Origin of the sequence: Leeuwenhoekiella sp. NPDC079379, assembly GCF_044542075.1 — a bacterium.
GTDB lineage: Bacteria > Bacteroidota > Bacteroidia > Flavobacteriales > Flavobacteriaceae > Leeuwenhoekiella.
Genome location: NZ_JBITTU010000001.1, coordinates 646,236 through 663,609, shown reverse-complemented (window position 1 = coordinate 663,609; position 17,374 = coordinate 646,236). Strand labels below are relative to the sequence as shown.

The window sequence follows — 17,374 nt, the reverse complement described above, 5'->3', positions numbered from 1 at the left end:
TTTAACTATTTGTTAGGAAATTGATTTTAGACTAATCCCTGAGCAGATAAATATTCTGCAATTTGTACTGCGTTTGTTGCGGCACCTTTACGAAGGTTATCTGCGACAACCCACATATTTAAGGTATTTTCTTGAGAAAAATCACGACGGATACGACCTACAAATACATCATCTTTACCGTGTGCATAAATAGGCATAGGGTAGGTGTTTGTGTCTGGATTGTCCTGTACTGTAACGCCGTCCTGAGCTTGTAAAAGCTGACGAACTTCAGAAAGATCAAATTCATTTTCAAACTGAACGTTGATTGCTTCAGAATGACCACCCACAACCGGAATACGTACCGCAGTTGCAGTTACTGCAATACTACGATCACCTAAGATTTTCTGAGTCTCGTTAACGAGTTTCATTTCTTCTTTAGTGTATCCATTTTCGGTAAAAACATCACAAGCAGGAATCGCATTGCGGTGAATAGGGTAGTTGTATGCCATCTCGCCCTTCTCGCCGTTGTACTCATTTTCTAACTGCTGTACTGCCTTAACGCCTGTACCTGTTATAGACTGATACGTAGAGATTACTAAACGTTTAATCTTATATTTTCTATGCAAAGGGGCCAATGCCAATACCATTTGAATGGTAGAGCAGTTAGGATTTGCAATAATCTTGTCTGTAGCTATTAATTCGTTAGCATTAATCTCAGGAACGATTAATTTCTTATCAGGATCCATTCTCCAGGCAGAAGAATTGTCAACTACTACAGTACCTACTTCGGCAAATTTAGGAGCAAACTCTAAAGAGGTGGTACCACCTGCAGAAAAGATTGCGATATCAGGACGCGCTGCTATTGCAGCTTCCATAGAGCTTATGGTGTACTCTTTATCTTTATAAGAAACAGTTTTACCTACAGAGCGCTCACTCGCGACGGGTATTAATTCGGTTATTGGGAAGTTGCGTTCTGCTAAAACTTGCAACATTACGTGACCTACCATACCGGTAGCACCTACAACAGCTACTTTCATAATTTTTAATTTAGCTTATAAATAATTTCAGGACTTCGAGTATTGAAACTTATATTTTTTATTCAAACCATTCATGTGAAAATCTGTATGATTTGAGAGTGGCCAAAAGTAATAACTCCTTCTAGAAAAGGACACTATCTTTTCAAAAATGTACAAATTTGTTTATAAAGTGACATTTTGTATAATTTGGGTCTTTTTTGTTAGATATATAACAAAGATAACCCCCGGTAGATGCCGGGGGTTTAATTAAAAAATAAATCTGCAGTGCAGCGGTTTGTGCCTTAGGCACGTTTATTTTTGATTATTTCTTTCTTAATTCGTCACGAATTTCGATAAGCAACTCTTCCTGAGTTGGTCCCTTTGGTGCTGCTGGTGCAGCTGCTTCTTCTTTCTTTTTAGTTTTTTCATAGCCTTTTAACAGCCAGAAAATAACAAAACCTACAATGATAAAGTCGATGATTGCCTGTAGAAAGTTACCGTAAGTTAAAATCGCTCCACCAGCTTCAGTAGCGGCCTCGACGGTTTCATAATTACCACCATCAAGAGAGAAAAACAAATTATTTACATTCTTACCACCCATTAGTACACCTATCACAGGCATAATAACGTCTTTTACTAAAGAGCCTACAATTTTGTTAAAGGCTCCACCTATAATTACTGCTGTAGCTAGAGCTACAATGTCGCCTTTCATTAAAAAGGCTTTAAAATCTTTTAAAAATGCCATCTTCGGTTGTTTTAGTTAATGTTAAAGAAATGCTAATATAGTTAAAAATAAAATTGAATTTATAGAAAAATACAAGTACTACTCAATAACTCTACGTTCAACACGTTGAGAAATTGCTGTTATAAGCTCATAAGGAATACTTTTTATACGAGCAGATAATGCTACTGCAGAAGCTCCTTTCCCAAATACAATTACTTCATCACCTTCCTGACAATCAATTTTGGTTACATTAACCATAATCATATCCATACAAACGTTGCCTATTATGGGTGCTTTTTTTCCGTTTATCATTACATAACCTCTACCTTTCCCATAAGCTCTTGAGATGCCATCTGCGTGACCGAGTGGCAGGGTCGCGGTGCGTTCTTTCTTAGCAGCGGTATGAGCACGATTGTACCCCACGGTCTCACCTATTGAAATCTCGTGAATTTGAGAAATAACGGTTTTTAGTGTGGCTACAGGTTTCAGTTTTAAATCTTCTTCCTGAATATTACCATAACCATATAGACCTATACCTGTGCGCACCATGTTAAATTGTGCCTGCGGGTAATTTATAATGGCAGAAGTATTACTTTGATGTAGGATAGGGGTATAACCCAGACCATTAATAATATTTTCAGAATTCTTTGTAAAAGTTTCAATCTGATGTAATGTGAATGTTTTTTCATTCATATCCTCACTGGCCACAAGGTGTGAAAACAAGGATTTAATTTTGATAGCCCCCGTTGCTTTTATAAGTTCTAAAATATCTTTTTCATTAACATCTTTAAAACCTAAGCGGTTGAGTCCTGTATTAAATTTAATATGTACCGGATAATCTGTTATATTTTTTTCTTCCGCGGTAGCGATAAATGCATTTAAAACACGAAAACTATAAATACTAGGCTCTAAACAATGCTCTATTATTTTTTCAAAATTTTCTATCTGTGGGTGTAGAACGAGTATAGGTGTTTTAATACCTCCTTCTCGTAGCGTTATGCCTTCTGAGGTGTATGCAACAGCAAAATAATCAATACCTTTTTCCTCAAGCTTTTTAGCAATAGCAACAGATTCACTTCCATAGCCATAAGCTTTTACAACCGCCAGCATTTTTACACCCGGGTTCAATTTAGATTTAAGATAGTCGTAATTATGACTTAAAGCGTTGAGGTCAATCTCAAGAACAGTATGTGGCATTTATTCTGTTTTTTTAGGGTTTTTAAGCTCCTCAGGCTCATTAACATTTATTGTTTTGAGGCGTTCGCGTAACATAGCTTTATAATAAGCACCTCTGCTAAGAGGTTCGTACTCTTCAGTTTCTCCTAGTAACACAAGATCATCGCTAGATGCTTTACGGTAACTATACTGCGCAAGATTACCTGTACGTGTACAAACGGCATGAACTTTAGTGACATATTCTGCAGTAGCCATAAGAGCTGGCATTGGGCCAAAGGGGTTTCCTTTAAAATCCATATCAAGACCGGCAACAATTACACGTACCCCTCTATTTGCAAGATCATTACAGACCTTTACAATCTCATCATCAAAAAATTGTGCTTCATCTATACCCACAACATCACAGCCATCTGCAAGAATAGGAATATTTGCTGCGGCGGGAACTGGCGTTGACCTAATTTTATTAGCATCATGAGAGATAACCAGCTCTTCATCATAACGTGTATCAATAGAAGGTTTGAAAATTTCAACCTTCTGTTTTGCAAACTGGGCGCGTTTTAATCTTCTTATGAGCTCTTCAGTTTTTCCAGAAAACATAGAGCCACAGATGACTTCAATCCACCCAAATTGCTCCTTGTGATTTACAGTATTTTCGAGAAACATTTTGTATTTTTCAACCTCTTAAAGGGCAACAGTGCTATTTTTTGAGGGCTGAGCAAATTTATTAAAAAGACCAGCAATAAACAGAGCAAACAAAAAACTTATGAAGAAGAAATTAAAATCTGACTTGGTTAGCCTGGCGCATAAGATTTTAAAAATAGATTCCGATAGTGATTACGAGACTTTAAAACAGGAAGCACTTAAAATTTATGAATCTTTATCTATAATGGCTTATGTTGAATCTCATTTTGAGGGCTCAAAACCTACAATAGGTAAGCGGGAGATTATTGAGGCGTTAGAAAGTGAAGATACAGATACTTTAGAAGAAATTATACAAGAGGTACAGGAAGTACAGCAAAACGTACAAGCGCCTCAGCTTAATTTTGAAGCTGACAAAGAAGAAACAGACCTGGAGCGTATTGCACGAATAGCAGCATCTAATACAGAGCTATTTGAGCGTTTAAGAAAACCTGAAGAACCAACTGTTGCGTCACAAGTAGCTAACACTAGAGAAGATAAACCCGAAGAAAAAATTAATCAGGCTTCTCTTTACGAGCCCGTGATGGAAAAAATAAAAGATATCGTTGCGCAAATGCCTTCTGAAGCTGATGCCATTGATGAGATGTTTCAGAAAATAACACAAGAACCTAATTACCTAAAGAATGATAGAGATGAGATAGGTGAGTACGGGCGTATTCCTGAGTTTGAAGAAAAAGAAGCAGCAAAAGAAGAACTAAAGCCCAGAAAACTAAATGATCGTGTAGCAAAAGGTCTTTCTTTTGGCCTTAATGATCGTATTGCTTTTATAAAGCATTTATTTAATGGTAATTCTGCAGATTATAACCGTGTTCTATCTCAGTTAAATACAGCACGCACAAAAGAAGAAGCTTATAATCTAATAAATACAATGATCAAACCAGATTATAATATGTGGGAAGGTAAAGAGGTTTATGAAAATCGCTTTATGGAACTGGTAGGTCGTAAATTTGATTAGAACACGCACTATGGCCAAACTTTTTCTGGTTCCCACCCCAATAGGTAATCTTGACGATATGACCTTTAGAGCTATTAAAGTTTTGCAGGAAGCAGATCTTATTTTAGCCGAAGACACACGTACAAGCGGAAAACTTCTCAAGCATTTTGAAATTACAACACAGATGCACTCGCACCATATGCACAATGAGCATAAAACTGTAGAAAATTTAGTATCACGTATACAAGGAGGTCAAACCATTGCTCTTATTAGTGATGCAGGGACACCTGCAATTTCAGACCCTGGTTTTTTATTAACACGAGCTTGTGTAGATGCAGGTATCGAGGTAGATTGTTTACCTGGTGCTACCGCTTTTGTACCAGCTCTTGTAAATAGTGGCTTACCTAATGATAAGTTTGTTTTTGAAGGTTTTTTACCTGTTAAAAAAGGAAGACAGACGCGCTTCAAAATTCTTGCAGAAGAAGAACGTACCATAATTTTATATGAAAGTCCGCATAAGCTGGTTAAGACTCTGGCTAATATGGTAGAATATTTTGGCGCAGAGCGAAAAATTTCTGTTTCTCGCGAGATATCAAAACTACATGAAGAGACTGTGCGAGGCTCTGCAGAAGAAGTATTAAAACACTTTGAAGCGAAGCCTCCTAAGGGCGAATTAGTCGTTGTAGTGGCAGGAAAACCGAAAGATTAAACGGTTTTTATAACTTCTTTTTGAGGTTGTAGTAAATCTATAAGCTGGTTTACATCTTCTTTGCTATATGCAGAAACGTCTATTTTAATTGATTTTTTCTTGTTTTTCCATAAGATTAAATGATTCTCAAATGCTTCGAGATATTTTATTTGTGAGAAACGATATGCCTTTGAACTGCCGGTATTGAGCTTAAAATTGATCCCGTTTTTAGAATAACGCACCACATTTTTAAACTTAAAGGGTATTAAATAGGGAAGAAAAAGAAGTAACATTCCCACGGGTTGTATGAGTTTACCCATCGTTAAATTTTCTAGAAAGAAATAACCTATAACAAATAACGCAGCACCAATAACAGGCACCAAAATGCGCCAGAGTTGAGATTGATTTATAAAGGTGAGTTTGATTTTTGACGTTTCCATCTTAATTATTTAATTGTAGTTGTCTTCTTAGAAAACCCTAGATAAATTTAAGTATAAAATACTAAAGCACATATAATTTTTAAAACATCACTAATTTGTAACTTCGGCATTCCCTCTATTTTCTAGATATTAATCTGCTCAAAACAAAGCTATGCAAATCATAATACGATCACTATGTTTACTATTTGCAGTCTCTGGTTTTAGCCAGGGTGTTTCTTTTCAGCGGGTTCACGAATATTATCTACGTGGTGATAGCCGGGTAATTGGTAATAATATATTAAGTAGTGACTCAAAAGATGCTTATGACAGACCACGTGGTATAAACGACCAGACCGAGATGGTTTATGTAGATATAGATGACGACTCAGACACGTACAGCTCTAGTAGTGCAGATCTAAAAATACCAGCAAATACTAAAATTATTTATGCCGGGTTATACTGGGCCGCAACATACCCGGGTGCAGAAGGAAAACAAAAAGTACGCGGCGGTCGTATTGTTTATGATTTAAAGAAAAAGAGAGATCGTCCTTTTGATATGGTTCAATTAAAAATCCCAAATAAAAATGAATATATGCAAGTACAGGGAGAACTTGTATACGATGGGATGGTAGATGGTAATACCGATTTAAAAAATGCCGCTCCTTATGTTTGTTACAGTGATATTACCCAAATGCTGGTTGCTAATGCTGCCGGTTCAGGAACCTATACCTTAGCAAATGTAGCAGCATTAGAAGGGGAGATGTATGGTGGTAGTTCTGCCGGGTGGATGTTATATCTTATCTATGAAGATATAAAAGCACCCTTGCAGTATTTTACGAGTTATCAAGGTTTTAGATACATAAGTACTGAGAAACCAGAGGAGTTAGTGTTTAAAAATTTTAGAGCGGTTTCTAAGGGAGATGTAAAAACTTCGGTAATACTAGCCGGTCTAGAAGGTGATCTAGCTCTTTCTAAAGATGTTGTTTCGATTTACAGTAATAAGCAGAAAAAATACATTCCTTTAAAAAGTAAAGTACGTTTTGCAAATAATTTTTTCAACAGCAGTATAACAATAAATGATCTCAAATATTTAAATAGATATCCATCTAGTAGTAATACATTAGGTTTTGATTTAGCCCAAATTAAAATACCTAACTTAAAAAATGAAGTAATAAGCAATGACGCTACTAGTGTAAAACTTCAGTTTAAAACTGAAGAAGACCGGTTATTTGTATTCTTTAATGCCTTTCAGACTGAAATAAGTAGCGATTATTATCAAAATGTAATTGTAGAAGGTAAACCAGACAGTCTTGTTTCTCAACTCATAAAAGATACTCTAGAAATAGCAATCTCTGAAGAGCAAAATAATATGCCTGAATCAGTTTTGGAGACAGAAAAACCTGATGTAGTTGTACAGGAACGAAGTGAAGATCTTTTAGAAATGATCAATGCAAATTCTGTTGAGGTACCGGGGCTTGTAAGCGGTTATTATGTTGTAAACCACGTATTTTCAAGTGCTAAAAATGCAGACAACTGGGCGAGAAAAATGATGCAGGCTGGTTTTTCGCCAAACCAATTTGTGAGACCATCAAACGGATTACATTATGTATACATCGATTTTAGTCAAGATCCTGATGTATTGTATAATCGCATAAAAGGCTACCGAAAAATGAAAGACTTAAAGGATTGCTGGATGCTTAAAATAAATTTAGAGTAATGCGTTGGACGTTAAAACCTACTCCTAAAAAATCAATCATTGCAGCCTTAGCACAAGAATTAAACGTGCCCGAAAAGATTGCTGTGCTACTGGTACAGCGCGGTATAGACACCTATGAGAAGGCAAAAAAATTCTTTAGACCGTCGTTAGATGAATTACACGATCCGTTCTTAATGAAAGATATGGATAAAGCTGTAGCTCGAATTAATAATGCTTTTAAACAGGAAGAAAATATTTTAGTCTATGGTGATTATGATGTAGATGGGACTACAAGTGTAGCTTTAATGAGTAGTTATCTTTTAAGTCATTATCCGCAGGTTGCTACCTATATTCCAGATCGCTATGCAGAAGGCTATGGCGTCTCTTATATGAGTATAGATTATGCCCACGATAATGATATTTCCTTAATCATTGCATTAGACTGTGGTGTTAAAGCAGTAGATAAGATTGCTTATGCAAAAAAACTGGGAATAGATTTTATCGTCTGTGATCATCACAGACCTGGACCTGTATTGCCAGATGCTGTTGCTGTTTTAGACCCTAAACGAGAAGACTGTACCTATCCTTACGATGAATTGTGCGGCTGTGGGGTAGGGTTTAAATTAATACAGGCTTTAGAGCAGGAGAAAGGCTTGCCTGCAAAAACGTTGATTCCTTATTTAGATCTTGTCGCTACTGCAATAGGTGCAGACATTGTACCTATAACCGGAGAAAACAGAGTACTTGCTTTTTATGGTCTTGAAGTTATAAATACGTTGCCGCGCACAGGCATTAGAGCTTTAATTGAAAATGTAAAAAAAGACACCCTTACGATAACTGATGTTGTTTTTATAATTGCACCACGTATTAACGCAGCAGGCCGTATTAAACACGGGCTTCATGCAGTAGAATTGCTTACTGAGCAAGATGAAGTAATAGCCCTGCAAATGGCCGCAAATATTGAAAATTATAACGCAGAGCGGAAAGATCTAGACAAATTAATAACTGTTGAAGCTTTAGAACAGATTACAAAAAATAAGGAAGAAAATTTAAAGACTTCTGTCGTGTATCAAGAAAACTGGCACAAGGGAGTTATAGGGATTGTTGCTTCACGGCTTATTGAAACCTACTACCGTCCTACGCTGGTTTTTACAAAAAGTGGAGACAAACTAGCTGCTAGTGCTCGTTCTGTTAAAGGATTTGATGTGTATGAAGCCCTTGAAGCTTGTAGTGAACATATAGAACAATTTGGAGGGCATAAATACGCCGCAGGTCTTACACTAAGTGAAGCTCAATACCCTGGTTTTAAAGCAAAATTTGAAGAGGTTGTATCGGGTAGTATAGATGAGCGTTTGCTTATTCCTGAAATAACTATTGATGCTTGTCTTGAACTACACGAAATTACCGCAAAATTCTATAGAATTTTAAGGCAGTTTGCACCCTTTGGGCCGGGAAATATGTCTCCTGTTTTTATGAGCAAAAATCTAATAGATACGGGCTATGGTAAATGTGTAGGAGCAGATGAAGATCATTTAAAATGTACAGTTACCCAAAGCAATAGCGCAATTCAAATAGGAGCTATAGGATTTAATTTGGGAGCAAAATGCAATCTTATAACTAACAAAAAACCATTTAAAGCTGCTTATTCTCTTGACCTTAATGAGTGGAACGGTAATGTGAGTATTCAATTAAAATTAAGAGATATTCAGGAATAATTCAATTCTATTTAGATTAATTCTAAACAAGGTTTTATATTTGTATAAAATCGGGTTTATGAAACATATAAATATCATCTATCGCAACGAGTCTGGTATTTCCTTTTATTGGAAGACAACTAATGACAGCATTCTTAAAGCACAGGTAGTTTTTAGAGATATAGGTTTTTATTTTACCGTAGATCAGCTTAAAACCTTTGCTTTTCAAACACAAGCTGCAAAGAGTCAACATAAATGTAAGGACTGTATAAATCCTAAGGAGTGTAGATCGTTACTTCTAAAAACACCTTCAGACTGTATAGACCTTGCGGTAAATAAGCAGGAGTTAGAAGATATGCAGGATCTTTTAGACCAAACAATTTTAAGAATGGAAGCTCAGGCGTATATGCAAACAGCCCTTAATTAGGGTTGTATTCTTTTAGTTCAAAAGAGGTACCATCGTACACGCCGTAGGTGTAATGAACGATCCAATCTCCTAGATTGTGGTAGGAAGAGTTTGTACCCACATCGATTTTCATAGGTAAATGCCTGTGCCCAAATACAAAATAATCGTAGTGACTGGTTTCTAACTTTCGCTTTGCATATGCAGCAAGCCACTCATTATCTTCCCCTAAAAAAATGTGATCATCATCGCCGCTTATGAGCTTGTTTTTCACCGAAAGGTACTGTGCGACACGTACGCCGATATCTGGGTGTACCCATCTAAAAAGCCACTGAAAAACGCTCGATTTAAAAACCTTTTTCATTCGTTTATATCCTTTATCTCCGGGTCCTAAGCCATCGCCATGTCCTATAAAGAATCGTTTATCGTCAAACTCAAAAACTTGTGGATTGTGATACACCGGTATATTTAATTCGGTTTCAAAATAATCGTGCATCCACAAATCGTGATTGCCTACAAAAAAGTAGATAGCGATACCCTTATCACGCAGGTCTGCGAGTTTACCTAAGACTCTTACAAAGCCCTTAGGTACAACTGTTTTATACTCAAACCAAAAGTCAAAAAGATCTCCTAATAGAAAAATAGCAGCTGCATCTTTTTCTATTTCGTTAAGCCAGGCTACGAATTTTAATTCACGTGGTTTACTGGCTTCTGTAGTAGGAGCACCCAGATGATTATCACTAGAAAAGTATATTTTTTTTCCTTCTGGTATTTTGGCTTGCAAAACGGGTTGCTTCATACCGTAAATTTAGGATAAAGTTGAAATGAAATCAATGAATCTTAATTGTCTGAGGCATACCATTCTGCAAAACTACTATCTGTTTCTTGCAGTTTTAAAGAGAAAAGGCTAATATTTTCAGGAAGGTATTTCTTGATTTTTTCTGCAAAGTCAATCACCATCATTTCACTGGTAGGCTGATAATCTACAAGAAGTACATTGTGCCCACGGTCTGATAATTCTTTAGCAAGTTCAACGTGCGGTGTGTTTTTGTTGAAAACCGTAGCGTGATCAAACACATCAACAATTTCTGTTTTTACAATTTTTTTGAGGTCTCCGAAATCGATTACCATACCAAATTTAACATTGTCACTTTGTGAGATAGGGGTGCCTATTACGGTTACCGAAAGCTTGTAACTGTGTCCATGTACATTGCGACATTTACCGTCATAGCCATATAATGCGTGACCAGTTTCAAATGAAAATTGCTTTGTGATGCGTATGTTACTCATACTTACTTTTTAAATTTTCTTATAAGTACTACTACTATTAGTGCTATGGCAAAAATCACATAGATTCCTGTACCACTTATAAATTCTAAAAATTCCATTTTAATTCTAATTAAGAGTGTAAAAGTAGTAAAGTATATGCCCCAAGCCTAAAAATTAGTGTCAAGAAAAAAGTTTGGTTTTTTCTATTGTTTTTTGCACGTAATTTGCCGCCATGGAAACACAACTTTTTGAACAGCTTCAGTTTACAGAAAACACTGTTTACGAGAAAGTTATATCTGATATTTTAGATAAGGGTTATAGTATCGTAGATGATTTTTTTGATACTTCTGAGATTGAAGAATTACGACAGTCTTTAAAAGATGTATATGAGGCAGATTGCTTTAAAAAAGCAGCAATAGGAAATAGGCTTAATGAAGAGATTGATAAATCTATACGAGGCGACTTTATTTTATGGATTAATGAAGCCGAAGGCCGCGCTGTTGAGCGTAGATTTTTTGCTAAAATTAATGATCTCGTTGCCTATTTAAATCGCACTTGCTTTTTAGGTATTCTTCAAAAAGAATTTCATTATGCCGTTTACCCCACAGGAACATTTTACAAGAGGCATTTAGATACTTTTCAGAATGATGACCGTCGTAAATTGTCTATGGTGTGTTATTTAAATGACGATTCCTGGGTTGCCAGTAATGGCGGTGAGCTCACCCTGTATTTACCTTCCGAAGCTGGCGAGACAGCTTTAGATATCATTCCCAAACCTGGGCGTATGGTCATTTTTGAAAGTCAGGTTTTAGAGCATGAGGTAAAACTGGTATTGGTTTCTGAGCGTTTGAGTATAACAGGTTGGTTGAAGACACGATAGGTTTTGAGATTCTAGCTTTCAATTTTCGGTTTAAATCGCTTTCTAAATTTTAGAATTAAAGCACTACTACGTACAATCATCCACACTGTAAAAGCAATCCATACCGCATAGAGTTTTAAATCAAAATAATCTGCTATAAATATAACGGGTACAAAGCCAAAGAAAGTTGCCGCCATAAGAACATTGCGCAGGTACTTCATCTCACCCATACCCTTAAAAATTCCATCAAAAATAAAAGCAAGTGCATTTAAGGGTTGCATCAGAATTACAATAAAAAAGATTGCGGTAAAACGTGCGATAACCTCTGGTTCTTTACTAAAAATTAAACCGAGCTGTTCATAAAAAACAGCAGCAATTACCATCAATCCTCCAGAAATAATAAGACTGTATTTGGTGAGTTTTTTACTAAGATCCCAAAGGCTGTTATAGTCTTTAGCTCCCAGAAAACGACCGGCCAGAATATTTCCTGCTGCAGCATACCCATCTATAAAAAATGCTGAAAACAACCATATATTTATTAAAATAGTTTGTGCTGCGATATATGAGGCACCATAGCCGGTAGCAAATGAGTTTGCCAGATACAGCGCCACATTAAGCGCAATGGTGCGCACAAAAAGGTTGAGTGCCATACCTACGAGTCGCCAAAGTTCTGGGTGAATCGGGAGTTTTAACTTAAGACTTACCTTAGTTTTTGACAACACTAAAATAAGTGATAGAACCGCCATAACTCCCTGTGCAATTAAACTTGCATAGGCAGCACCTTCAAGTTGCAATGCCGGGATGTAACCTTCAATACCATAAACAAGCGCAAGGTCAAGTAGTATATTTAAACCAGCTCCTATCAAAGCCACAACCATGGGCCAAAACGTGTTTTGAAGCCCTCTAAAGATACCAAATACCGCAAAGGTAAATAAGGTTAAAGGAAAGCCCCAAACCCGAATAGAATAGTATTGTACACAATATTCTAATATAAGACCCGAAGCATTATACAATGAAAAAATACCTTCAATAAATGGTAGTGTACTTATTAAAATGATAACGCTTAACAGAATATTGAAATAGATTGCCTGCGCTGGTAATGTGCTAATTTCATCTATTTTATTAGCACCATAATACTGGGCAATAATAGCTTGTAAGGCACTGCGTGTCTGACCCAAAACCCAAATCAAAGCCGATAAAAACGAACCTACAATACCTACAGCAGCAAGAACTTCAGTAGCATTTACGGGAACGTTACCTACTACGGCTGCATCTGTAGCAGAGAGTATAGGCTCTGCTATACCCGCAAGAAGAGCCGGAATGGCAAGGCGGTTAATGTTTTTGAAAGAGAGAGCATTTGTTTTTGACATAAAGCACAGCTTATTGCGAAAATACCACTTCTACTTTCAATACTTAAAAGACAAGTTCATAGCAGTAAAACGGAAACTTGCTTTGCTTAGGAAAATAAATTTCCTGAAGCTTCTGGTAGCCACGTTTTGTGTAAAAAATATTATTTCGGGGATTTCTACTAAAAGTGTCTAGCCGTACTGAAACATACTTATTCTCTTTAGCAAAACTTTCAGCAAAATTCATAAGTTGCTGAGCAATTCCCTGTCCTTGTAAATCTGGGTGAACTGCCAGTCTGTGAATGTAAATAGAATTAGTATTTACTGGAGTAAGCCAGTTCACGTGCTCATAGATTTCATCTCTTAAGGTAGAAATCACGATAGTTCCTGTTATTTTTTCGCCTTGAGCATAAACAAAAAGCTCTTCACGTTTTATATCTTCTTCAAAAGCTTGATGCGATGGGTAATCATCATTCCATTGATATATGTTGTTCTTAATCATAGCTTTTGCGCAAGCGCGTGTAAGATTAAGAATTGATTCTATTTCTGAGAGTTTTGCCTTTCGTATCATAGATAAGCGTTAATTTTGCTCAAAATTGAGATAAAGCTTGTAAAGATGAAAACTATTTTCCTTCCACTTGGTAATCAAACCCTGTCAAAAACGAATGTAAATTACATTCTTGAACTGGCACGTGTGCTTAAAGCAACACTTTATGTATCTAAATTGTATAAAGAACCTGCACGTTCTGGAGGATTGCCTAAGACACTAAATGTTTCTCAAATTACAGCTCAGGAGATAGAAGAACAATTGAGCGCTTTTAATACAGAAGGTATAAAAGTACGTATAAAACCGCTTGAGGGAGATGATTGGGTAGAGGCCGTGGGAAAATTTCATCAAAAAACAAATCTTGATTTAATTGTGCTTACACCTAAGCATCACAATGTAAACCAAGCAAATTTTTTAGGTAAAACAGCAGGTGGTTTACTTAGAAATACCGAGACTGCCGTATTAGTCGTTCCGGTTGATTATGAGTATAAACCTATAAGTCGTATTCTTATGGCTGTAAAGTCTGGTATTGTACACGATAAACGAACTTTAGACCCGTTACGCACGATTAAAAAACGTTATAAGGCAGACGTTAGACTTTTGCAAATAAAGACTCCTAACTATTTACCAGAAGATTCTGAATTTGATGCAAACCTTGGAGAACTTGTTGACACTTATAAATCTACAGAGAATGCTACTGTTTTTCAAGGTTTGCTAGAGCATCTTAACGAAAATAAACCAGATATGATTTGTGTTTTTAAACGTAAGCGCGGCTTTTTTGAAAAGCTTTGGGATGATGATTCTGTAAAAAAGGCCGACTTTGAAAGTCGTACACCACTACTGGTCTTAAAAGAACAACAGTAAGAATATTGTAAGCGCATTTATAGTATATTTGCGCCTCTTAATGGGGATGTAGCTCAGTTGGCTAGAGTGCTTGACTGGCAGTCAAGAGGTCGTGGGTTCGAATCCCATCTTCTCCACAGAAAACCCTTGCAGCTCAGTGTTTGCAGGGGTTTTTGTTTTAAGTTGACAATCTAGTTGACTTTATGTATCAAAAATAATTATTTATTGTTGATACGATGCTTCTCCTTTTACATCACTTTAATATAAATTTCTTCTTTTGCCAGCTGCTCCTTCAAAGAATCAATTTGAGTTTTGAGGATAGATTCTACTTTGGAATAATCAATTATGCGTACATCGTATGGAGCTTTCGGTATTTTTGTCGGAAATACAATTAGCAAGAATAGAAATAGCTATCGAGGCAACAACTTTCTAATAGAAATTATTGATATTATCATCGCAGTTCGAGATTGTTCCCTGGATGCCCTTAATCCCAAATAATCTAATACTGCTTTACTGTTTCTCCCTCCATAAAGAATGATCAAGAAGTAAACATTTTATAGCTTCGAGGATCGTTAATTTTAGAATTACTTTTAATCAAAGCATACTTCAATTTAAAAATAACTAGTGAGTCGTTGAAGTCTATATCAGCTTTATGAGAATTGAAATTTTTTAAAACCACATCAAAAAAACACATTCTTTATATTTACTCATTGCGTTTCCGATGCCTTTTTCGACCTCTGTTTTAACAAAATGATATAGTAGACCATTTTGTCTTTCATAGCCCAATTCCATGGCTTTGATATACCTACTCATTTTGGTAGGAGTTAGGCTTTCAAATTAACTCAGAATGTTCGTAGCAAGGTGTGTTTAGATGTACATCTAAACTAAAATCGATGGATTTTACCTTGCCTCAAAAATTTGGCATTTTTTTGGAAACAAATTTCTCCAAAGTCGAAATTTAATTAAGGTGAAAATGACTTTTTTACTGATTTGTTGGAGCGATTATTTAGCTTAGCAATAAATGAAAGCGAATGATTTTTATAATATAATTTTAAATAGACATTGGGATATTCTACCCAATAAAATTGACAAATACATCAGCCATATATCGTTAAAAAATATATAGGTATGTACTACCTTTTTTTTAATTAAATGTTTGTTGGAAAAAAATAATAGAACCGGTACTAGCTAAATTAAGAAACATGTAATTTTGGAAATATTCCTATATAAGGGATATAATCCGATATTATGATTTTAAATATTTTTTCTCCCATACTTAGGCTTTCCTTTAAAGTTCCTTTTATATCTGGGCTTTCTTGCGGTTTTCCCTCTCCTGCAGACGATCACTTAGATGAAGGAATAGATTTGAATTCAGCATATATAAAAAATAAGGATGCAACTTTTTTTGGTCGTGTAAAAGGAGACTCTATGAGTGGTGCCGGTCTATCAGATGGTGATTTATTAATTATCAATAAAAGTCTAGAGCCCAGAGATGGGAAAATTGCCGTGTGTTTTATTGATGGTGAATTTACGGTAAAGCGTATTAAAATTCAGAAAGATAGCATCTGGCTAATGGCAGAGAATGAAAAGTACAAACCTATTGAGGTTACTTCAGATAATGAATTCCTAATTTGGGGAGTTGTCACTAATGTAATTAAAGATCTTTAAAATGTTTGCTTTAGTAGATTGTAATAATTTTTATGCTTCGTGTGAACGTGTATTTAAACCTGATCTCAATCACAAGCCAGTTGTAGTGCTATCAAATAATGACGGGTGTGTAATAGCCCGAAGTAACGAGGCAAAAGCACTAGGAATACCTATGGGTGCTCCGGCATTTCAAATTAAACAAGATGTTTATAAACATAAAATTCACGTATACTCTTCAAACTATGCGTTGTATGGGGATATGAGTGCCCGGGTAATGAATATACTTTCTGAATTTTCTCCAGATATGGAAGTGTATTCTATTGATGAAATATTTCTGAAACTTTCAGGTTTTGACCGCTTTGATTTGACCTCTTATGGTTGGCAAATGATTGATCTTGTTAAACGCAGTACGGGTATTCCTATAAGCGTAGGTATAGCACCTACTAAATCATTAGCTAAGGTTGCTAATAAGATTGCTAAGAAGTTTCCTGAGCGCACAAAAGGAACTTACGTGATAAACAGCAGGGAAAAAATAGAAAAGGCTCTAAAATGGACGGAAATTGGAGATGTTTGGGGGATTGGGAGGCAGTATCAAAAAAAACTACAGAATATACAGGTTTTTAATGCCTGGCAATTTACTCAACTTCCTATTGATTACGTACGCAAAGAAATGAGTATTGTAGGTGTTAGACTTCAGAGAGACCTTTCTGGTGATTCCACCTTAGACTTAGAGGAAGTAGCTAAAAAGAAAAATATAGCGGTAACCCGATCATTTGAAAAAATGTATACGGATTATGAGGATATACAGGAACGTCTTGCTACTTATGCTGGGAAAATAAGTTACAAATTACGCAAACAAAAAAGCAATTGTAAAGTTGCCTATATCTTCTTAAACACAAACAGACACCGAGACGACTTGCCTCAATATGGAAATGGAATCAGTATACAAATGCCCTATGAGACAAATTCCACCTTCGTAATTACAAAAGCAGTAATGACGGGATTAAAAAGAATTTACAAGGAAGGATTTCATTACAAAAAAGCTGGTATTATCGTAATGGATTTAACGCCAGATACCCAAAAACAACTCTCATTTTTCTATCACGAAGATCCAAGACACAAAGTTTTAATGGAAACTATAGACCGATTAAATAAGAATTGTTTTGATCAGGTAAAATTTGGTGCTCAAGATTTAAAGAAAGTATGGAAGATGCAACAAAATCATTTATCTAAACGATATACTACTAGGTTGAATGAGGTCATTGAGGTAAAATGTTTTTAAAAAAAATATAATAGGAAGAAAAAATCTAAAATTAGATCATTATTAATTTTTCTCTTTTCTGTAATAATTACAGTTTCAATAAATTTTTCAAATATTTAAAACTTGATAGAAATTTAAGTAAATTATACAATACCATTTTGATTGAACATATTT

Annotated in this window: 18 protein-coding genes and 1 tRNA gene; 10 read left to right on the top strand and 9 right to left on the bottom strand. The window is 35.7% G+C overall.

Going from position 1 to position 17,374, the window contains the following annotated elements:
• Positions 1 to 26: 26 nt before the first annotated feature.
• The 4 genes from ACIGAM_RS02855 to ACIGAM_RS02840 all read right to left on the bottom strand — a co-directional run bounded on the left by ACIGAM_RS02855 (position 27) and on the right by ACIGAM_RS02840 (position 3,558).
• Entirely contained in the window at positions 27 to 1,016 is a 990-nt protein-coding gene (locus ACIGAM_RS02855) for an aspartate-semialdehyde dehydrogenase (RefSeq protein ID WP_396509946.1), read from the bottom strand.
• A 301-nt stretch (positions 1,017 to 1,317) separates the two neighbouring features.
• Positions 1,318 to 1,740, bottom strand: coding sequence for a large conductance mechanosensitive channel protein MscL (mscL, locus tag ACIGAM_RS02850; protein WP_396509945.1), 423 nt, complete (start codon positions 1,738 to 1,740; stop codon positions 1,318 to 1,320).
• A gap of 78 nt (positions 1,741 to 1,818) precedes the next feature.
• Positions 1,819 to 2,916 carry an alanine racemase gene (gene alr / locus ACIGAM_RS02845; RefSeq protein ID WP_396509944.1) on the bottom strand — a complete coding sequence of 366 codons (1,098 nt, stop codon included), beginning with the start codon at positions 2,914 to 2,916 and terminating at the stop codon, positions 1,819 to 1,821.
• Positions 2,917 to 3,558: a thymidine kinase gene (locus tag ACIGAM_RS02840; protein WP_396509943.1), complete on the bottom strand. Its 642-nt coding sequence runs from the start codon at positions 3,556 to 3,558 to the stop codon at positions 2,917 to 2,919.
• Positions 3,559 to 3,658: 100 nt separating this feature from the next.
• Between ACIGAM_RS02840 and ACIGAM_RS02835 the strand changes: the two genes are divergently transcribed.
• Positions 3,659 to 4,549 (top strand): hypothetical protein, encoded by an 891-nt coding sequence (locus ACIGAM_RS02835; protein ID WP_396509942.1) that lies wholly within the window; start codon positions 3,659 to 3,661, stop codon positions 4,547 to 4,549.
• Between the two features lie 10 nt (positions 4,550 to 4,559).
• Positions 4,560 to 5,237: a 16S rRNA (cytidine(1402)-2'-O)-methyltransferase gene (rsmI, locus tag ACIGAM_RS02830; protein ID WP_396509941.1), complete on the top strand. Its 678-nt coding sequence runs from the start codon at positions 4,560 to 4,562 to the stop codon at positions 5,235 to 5,237.
• Here rsmI and ACIGAM_RS02825 read toward each other — a convergent pair.
• The gene (locus ACIGAM_RS02825; protein ID WP_396509940.1) at positions 5,234 to 5,656 is read right to left on the bottom strand and encodes a hypothetical protein; all 423 of its coding nucleotides are present in this window, start codon (positions 5,654 to 5,656) and stop codon (positions 5,234 to 5,236) included. The two genes, rsmI and ACIGAM_RS02825, sit on opposite strands and share 4 nt — an antisense overlap.
• 151 nt (positions 5,657 to 5,807) lie before the next feature.
• Here ACIGAM_RS02825 and ACIGAM_RS02820 point away from each other — a divergent pair, with 151 nt between their 5' ends.
• The 3 genes from ACIGAM_RS02820 to ACIGAM_RS02810 are packed head-to-tail and all read left to right on the top strand — an operon-like array spanning position 5,808 to position 9,452.
• Complete coding sequence (locus ACIGAM_RS02820) at positions 5,808 to 7,352, top strand: SPOR domain-containing protein (RefSeq protein ID WP_396509939.1); 1,545 nt, start codon at positions 5,808 to 5,810, stop codon at positions 7,350 to 7,352.
• A complete protein-coding gene (gene recJ / locus ACIGAM_RS02815) occupies positions 7,352 to 9,046 on the top strand; it encodes a single-stranded-DNA-specific exonuclease RecJ (RefSeq protein WP_396509938.1) in 1,695 nt (564 codons plus the stop codon). Before ACIGAM_RS02820 ends, recJ begins: the two co-directional genes overlap by 1 nt.
• 58 nt (positions 9,047 to 9,104) lie before the next feature.
• A complete protein-coding gene (locus tag ACIGAM_RS02810; protein ID WP_396509937.1) occupies positions 9,105 to 9,452 on the top strand; it encodes a hypothetical protein in 348 nt (115 codons plus the stop codon).
• On the opposite strand, the gene ACIGAM_RS02805 is transcribed toward ACIGAM_RS02810, so the two are convergent.
• Together ACIGAM_RS02805 and ACIGAM_RS02800 are read right to left on the bottom strand one after the other, a co-directional pair.
• Entirely contained in the window at positions 9,445 to 10,227 is a 783-nt protein-coding gene (locus ACIGAM_RS02805) for a UDP-2,3-diacylglucosamine diphosphatase (protein WP_396509936.1), read from the bottom strand. The genes ACIGAM_RS02810 and ACIGAM_RS02805 overlap by 8 nt on opposite strands.
• 41 nt (positions 10,228 to 10,268) lie before the next feature.
• A complete protein-coding gene (locus ACIGAM_RS02800) occupies positions 10,269 to 10,718 on the bottom strand; it encodes a 6-pyruvoyl trahydropterin synthase family protein (RefSeq protein ID WP_396509935.1) in 450 nt (149 codons plus the stop codon).
• A 211-nt stretch (positions 10,719 to 10,929) separates the two neighbouring features.
• On the opposite strand from ACIGAM_RS02800, the gene ACIGAM_RS02795 reads away from it, so the two are divergent.
• Positions 10,930 to 11,577, top strand: coding sequence for a 2OG-Fe(II) oxygenase (locus ACIGAM_RS02795; protein WP_396509934.1), 648 nt, complete (start codon positions 10,930 to 10,932; stop codon positions 11,575 to 11,577).
• An 11-nt stretch (positions 11,578 to 11,588) separates the two neighbouring features.
• Here ACIGAM_RS02795 and ACIGAM_RS02790 read toward each other — a convergent pair whose 3' ends face one another.
• Together ACIGAM_RS02790 and ACIGAM_RS02785 are read right to left on the bottom strand one after the other, a co-directional pair.
• Complete coding sequence (locus tag ACIGAM_RS02790) at positions 11,589 to 12,926, bottom strand: MATE family efflux transporter (protein ID WP_396509933.1); 1,338 nt, start codon at positions 12,924 to 12,926, stop codon at positions 11,589 to 11,591.
• Positions 12,927 to 12,969: 43 nt separating this feature from the next.
• Positions 12,970 to 13,473 carry a GNAT family N-acetyltransferase gene (locus tag ACIGAM_RS02785; RefSeq protein ID WP_396509932.1) on the bottom strand — a complete coding sequence of 168 codons (504 nt, stop codon included), beginning with the start codon at positions 13,471 to 13,473 and terminating at the stop codon, positions 12,970 to 12,972.
• Between the two features lie 45 nt (positions 13,474 to 13,518).
• On the opposite strand from ACIGAM_RS02785, the gene ACIGAM_RS02780 reads away from it, so the two are divergent.
• From ACIGAM_RS02780 to ACIGAM_RS02765, 4 genes are all read left to right on the top strand, one after another.
• The gene (locus ACIGAM_RS02780; protein WP_396509931.1) at positions 13,519 to 14,313 is read left to right on the top strand and encodes a universal stress protein; all 795 of its coding nucleotides are present in this window, start codon (positions 13,519 to 13,521) and stop codon (positions 14,311 to 14,313) included.
• A 42-nt stretch (positions 14,314 to 14,355) separates the two neighbouring features.
• Positions 14,356 to 14,429 (top strand) — tRNA-Ala (locus tag ACIGAM_RS02775).
• Positions 14,430 to 15,540: 1,111 nt separating this feature from the next.
• The gene (locus ACIGAM_RS02770; RefSeq protein ID WP_396509930.1) at positions 15,541 to 15,960 is read left to right on the top strand and encodes a LexA family protein; all 420 of its coding nucleotides are present in this window, start codon (positions 15,541 to 15,543) and stop codon (positions 15,958 to 15,960) included.
• A gap of 1 nt (position 15,961) precedes the next feature.
• Positions 15,962 to 17,221 carry a Y-family DNA polymerase gene (locus tag ACIGAM_RS02765; RefSeq protein WP_396509929.1) on the top strand — a complete coding sequence of 420 codons (1,260 nt, stop codon included), beginning with the start codon at positions 15,962 to 15,964 and terminating at the stop codon, positions 17,219 to 17,221.
• Positions 17,222 to 17,374: the final 153 nt, after the last annotated feature.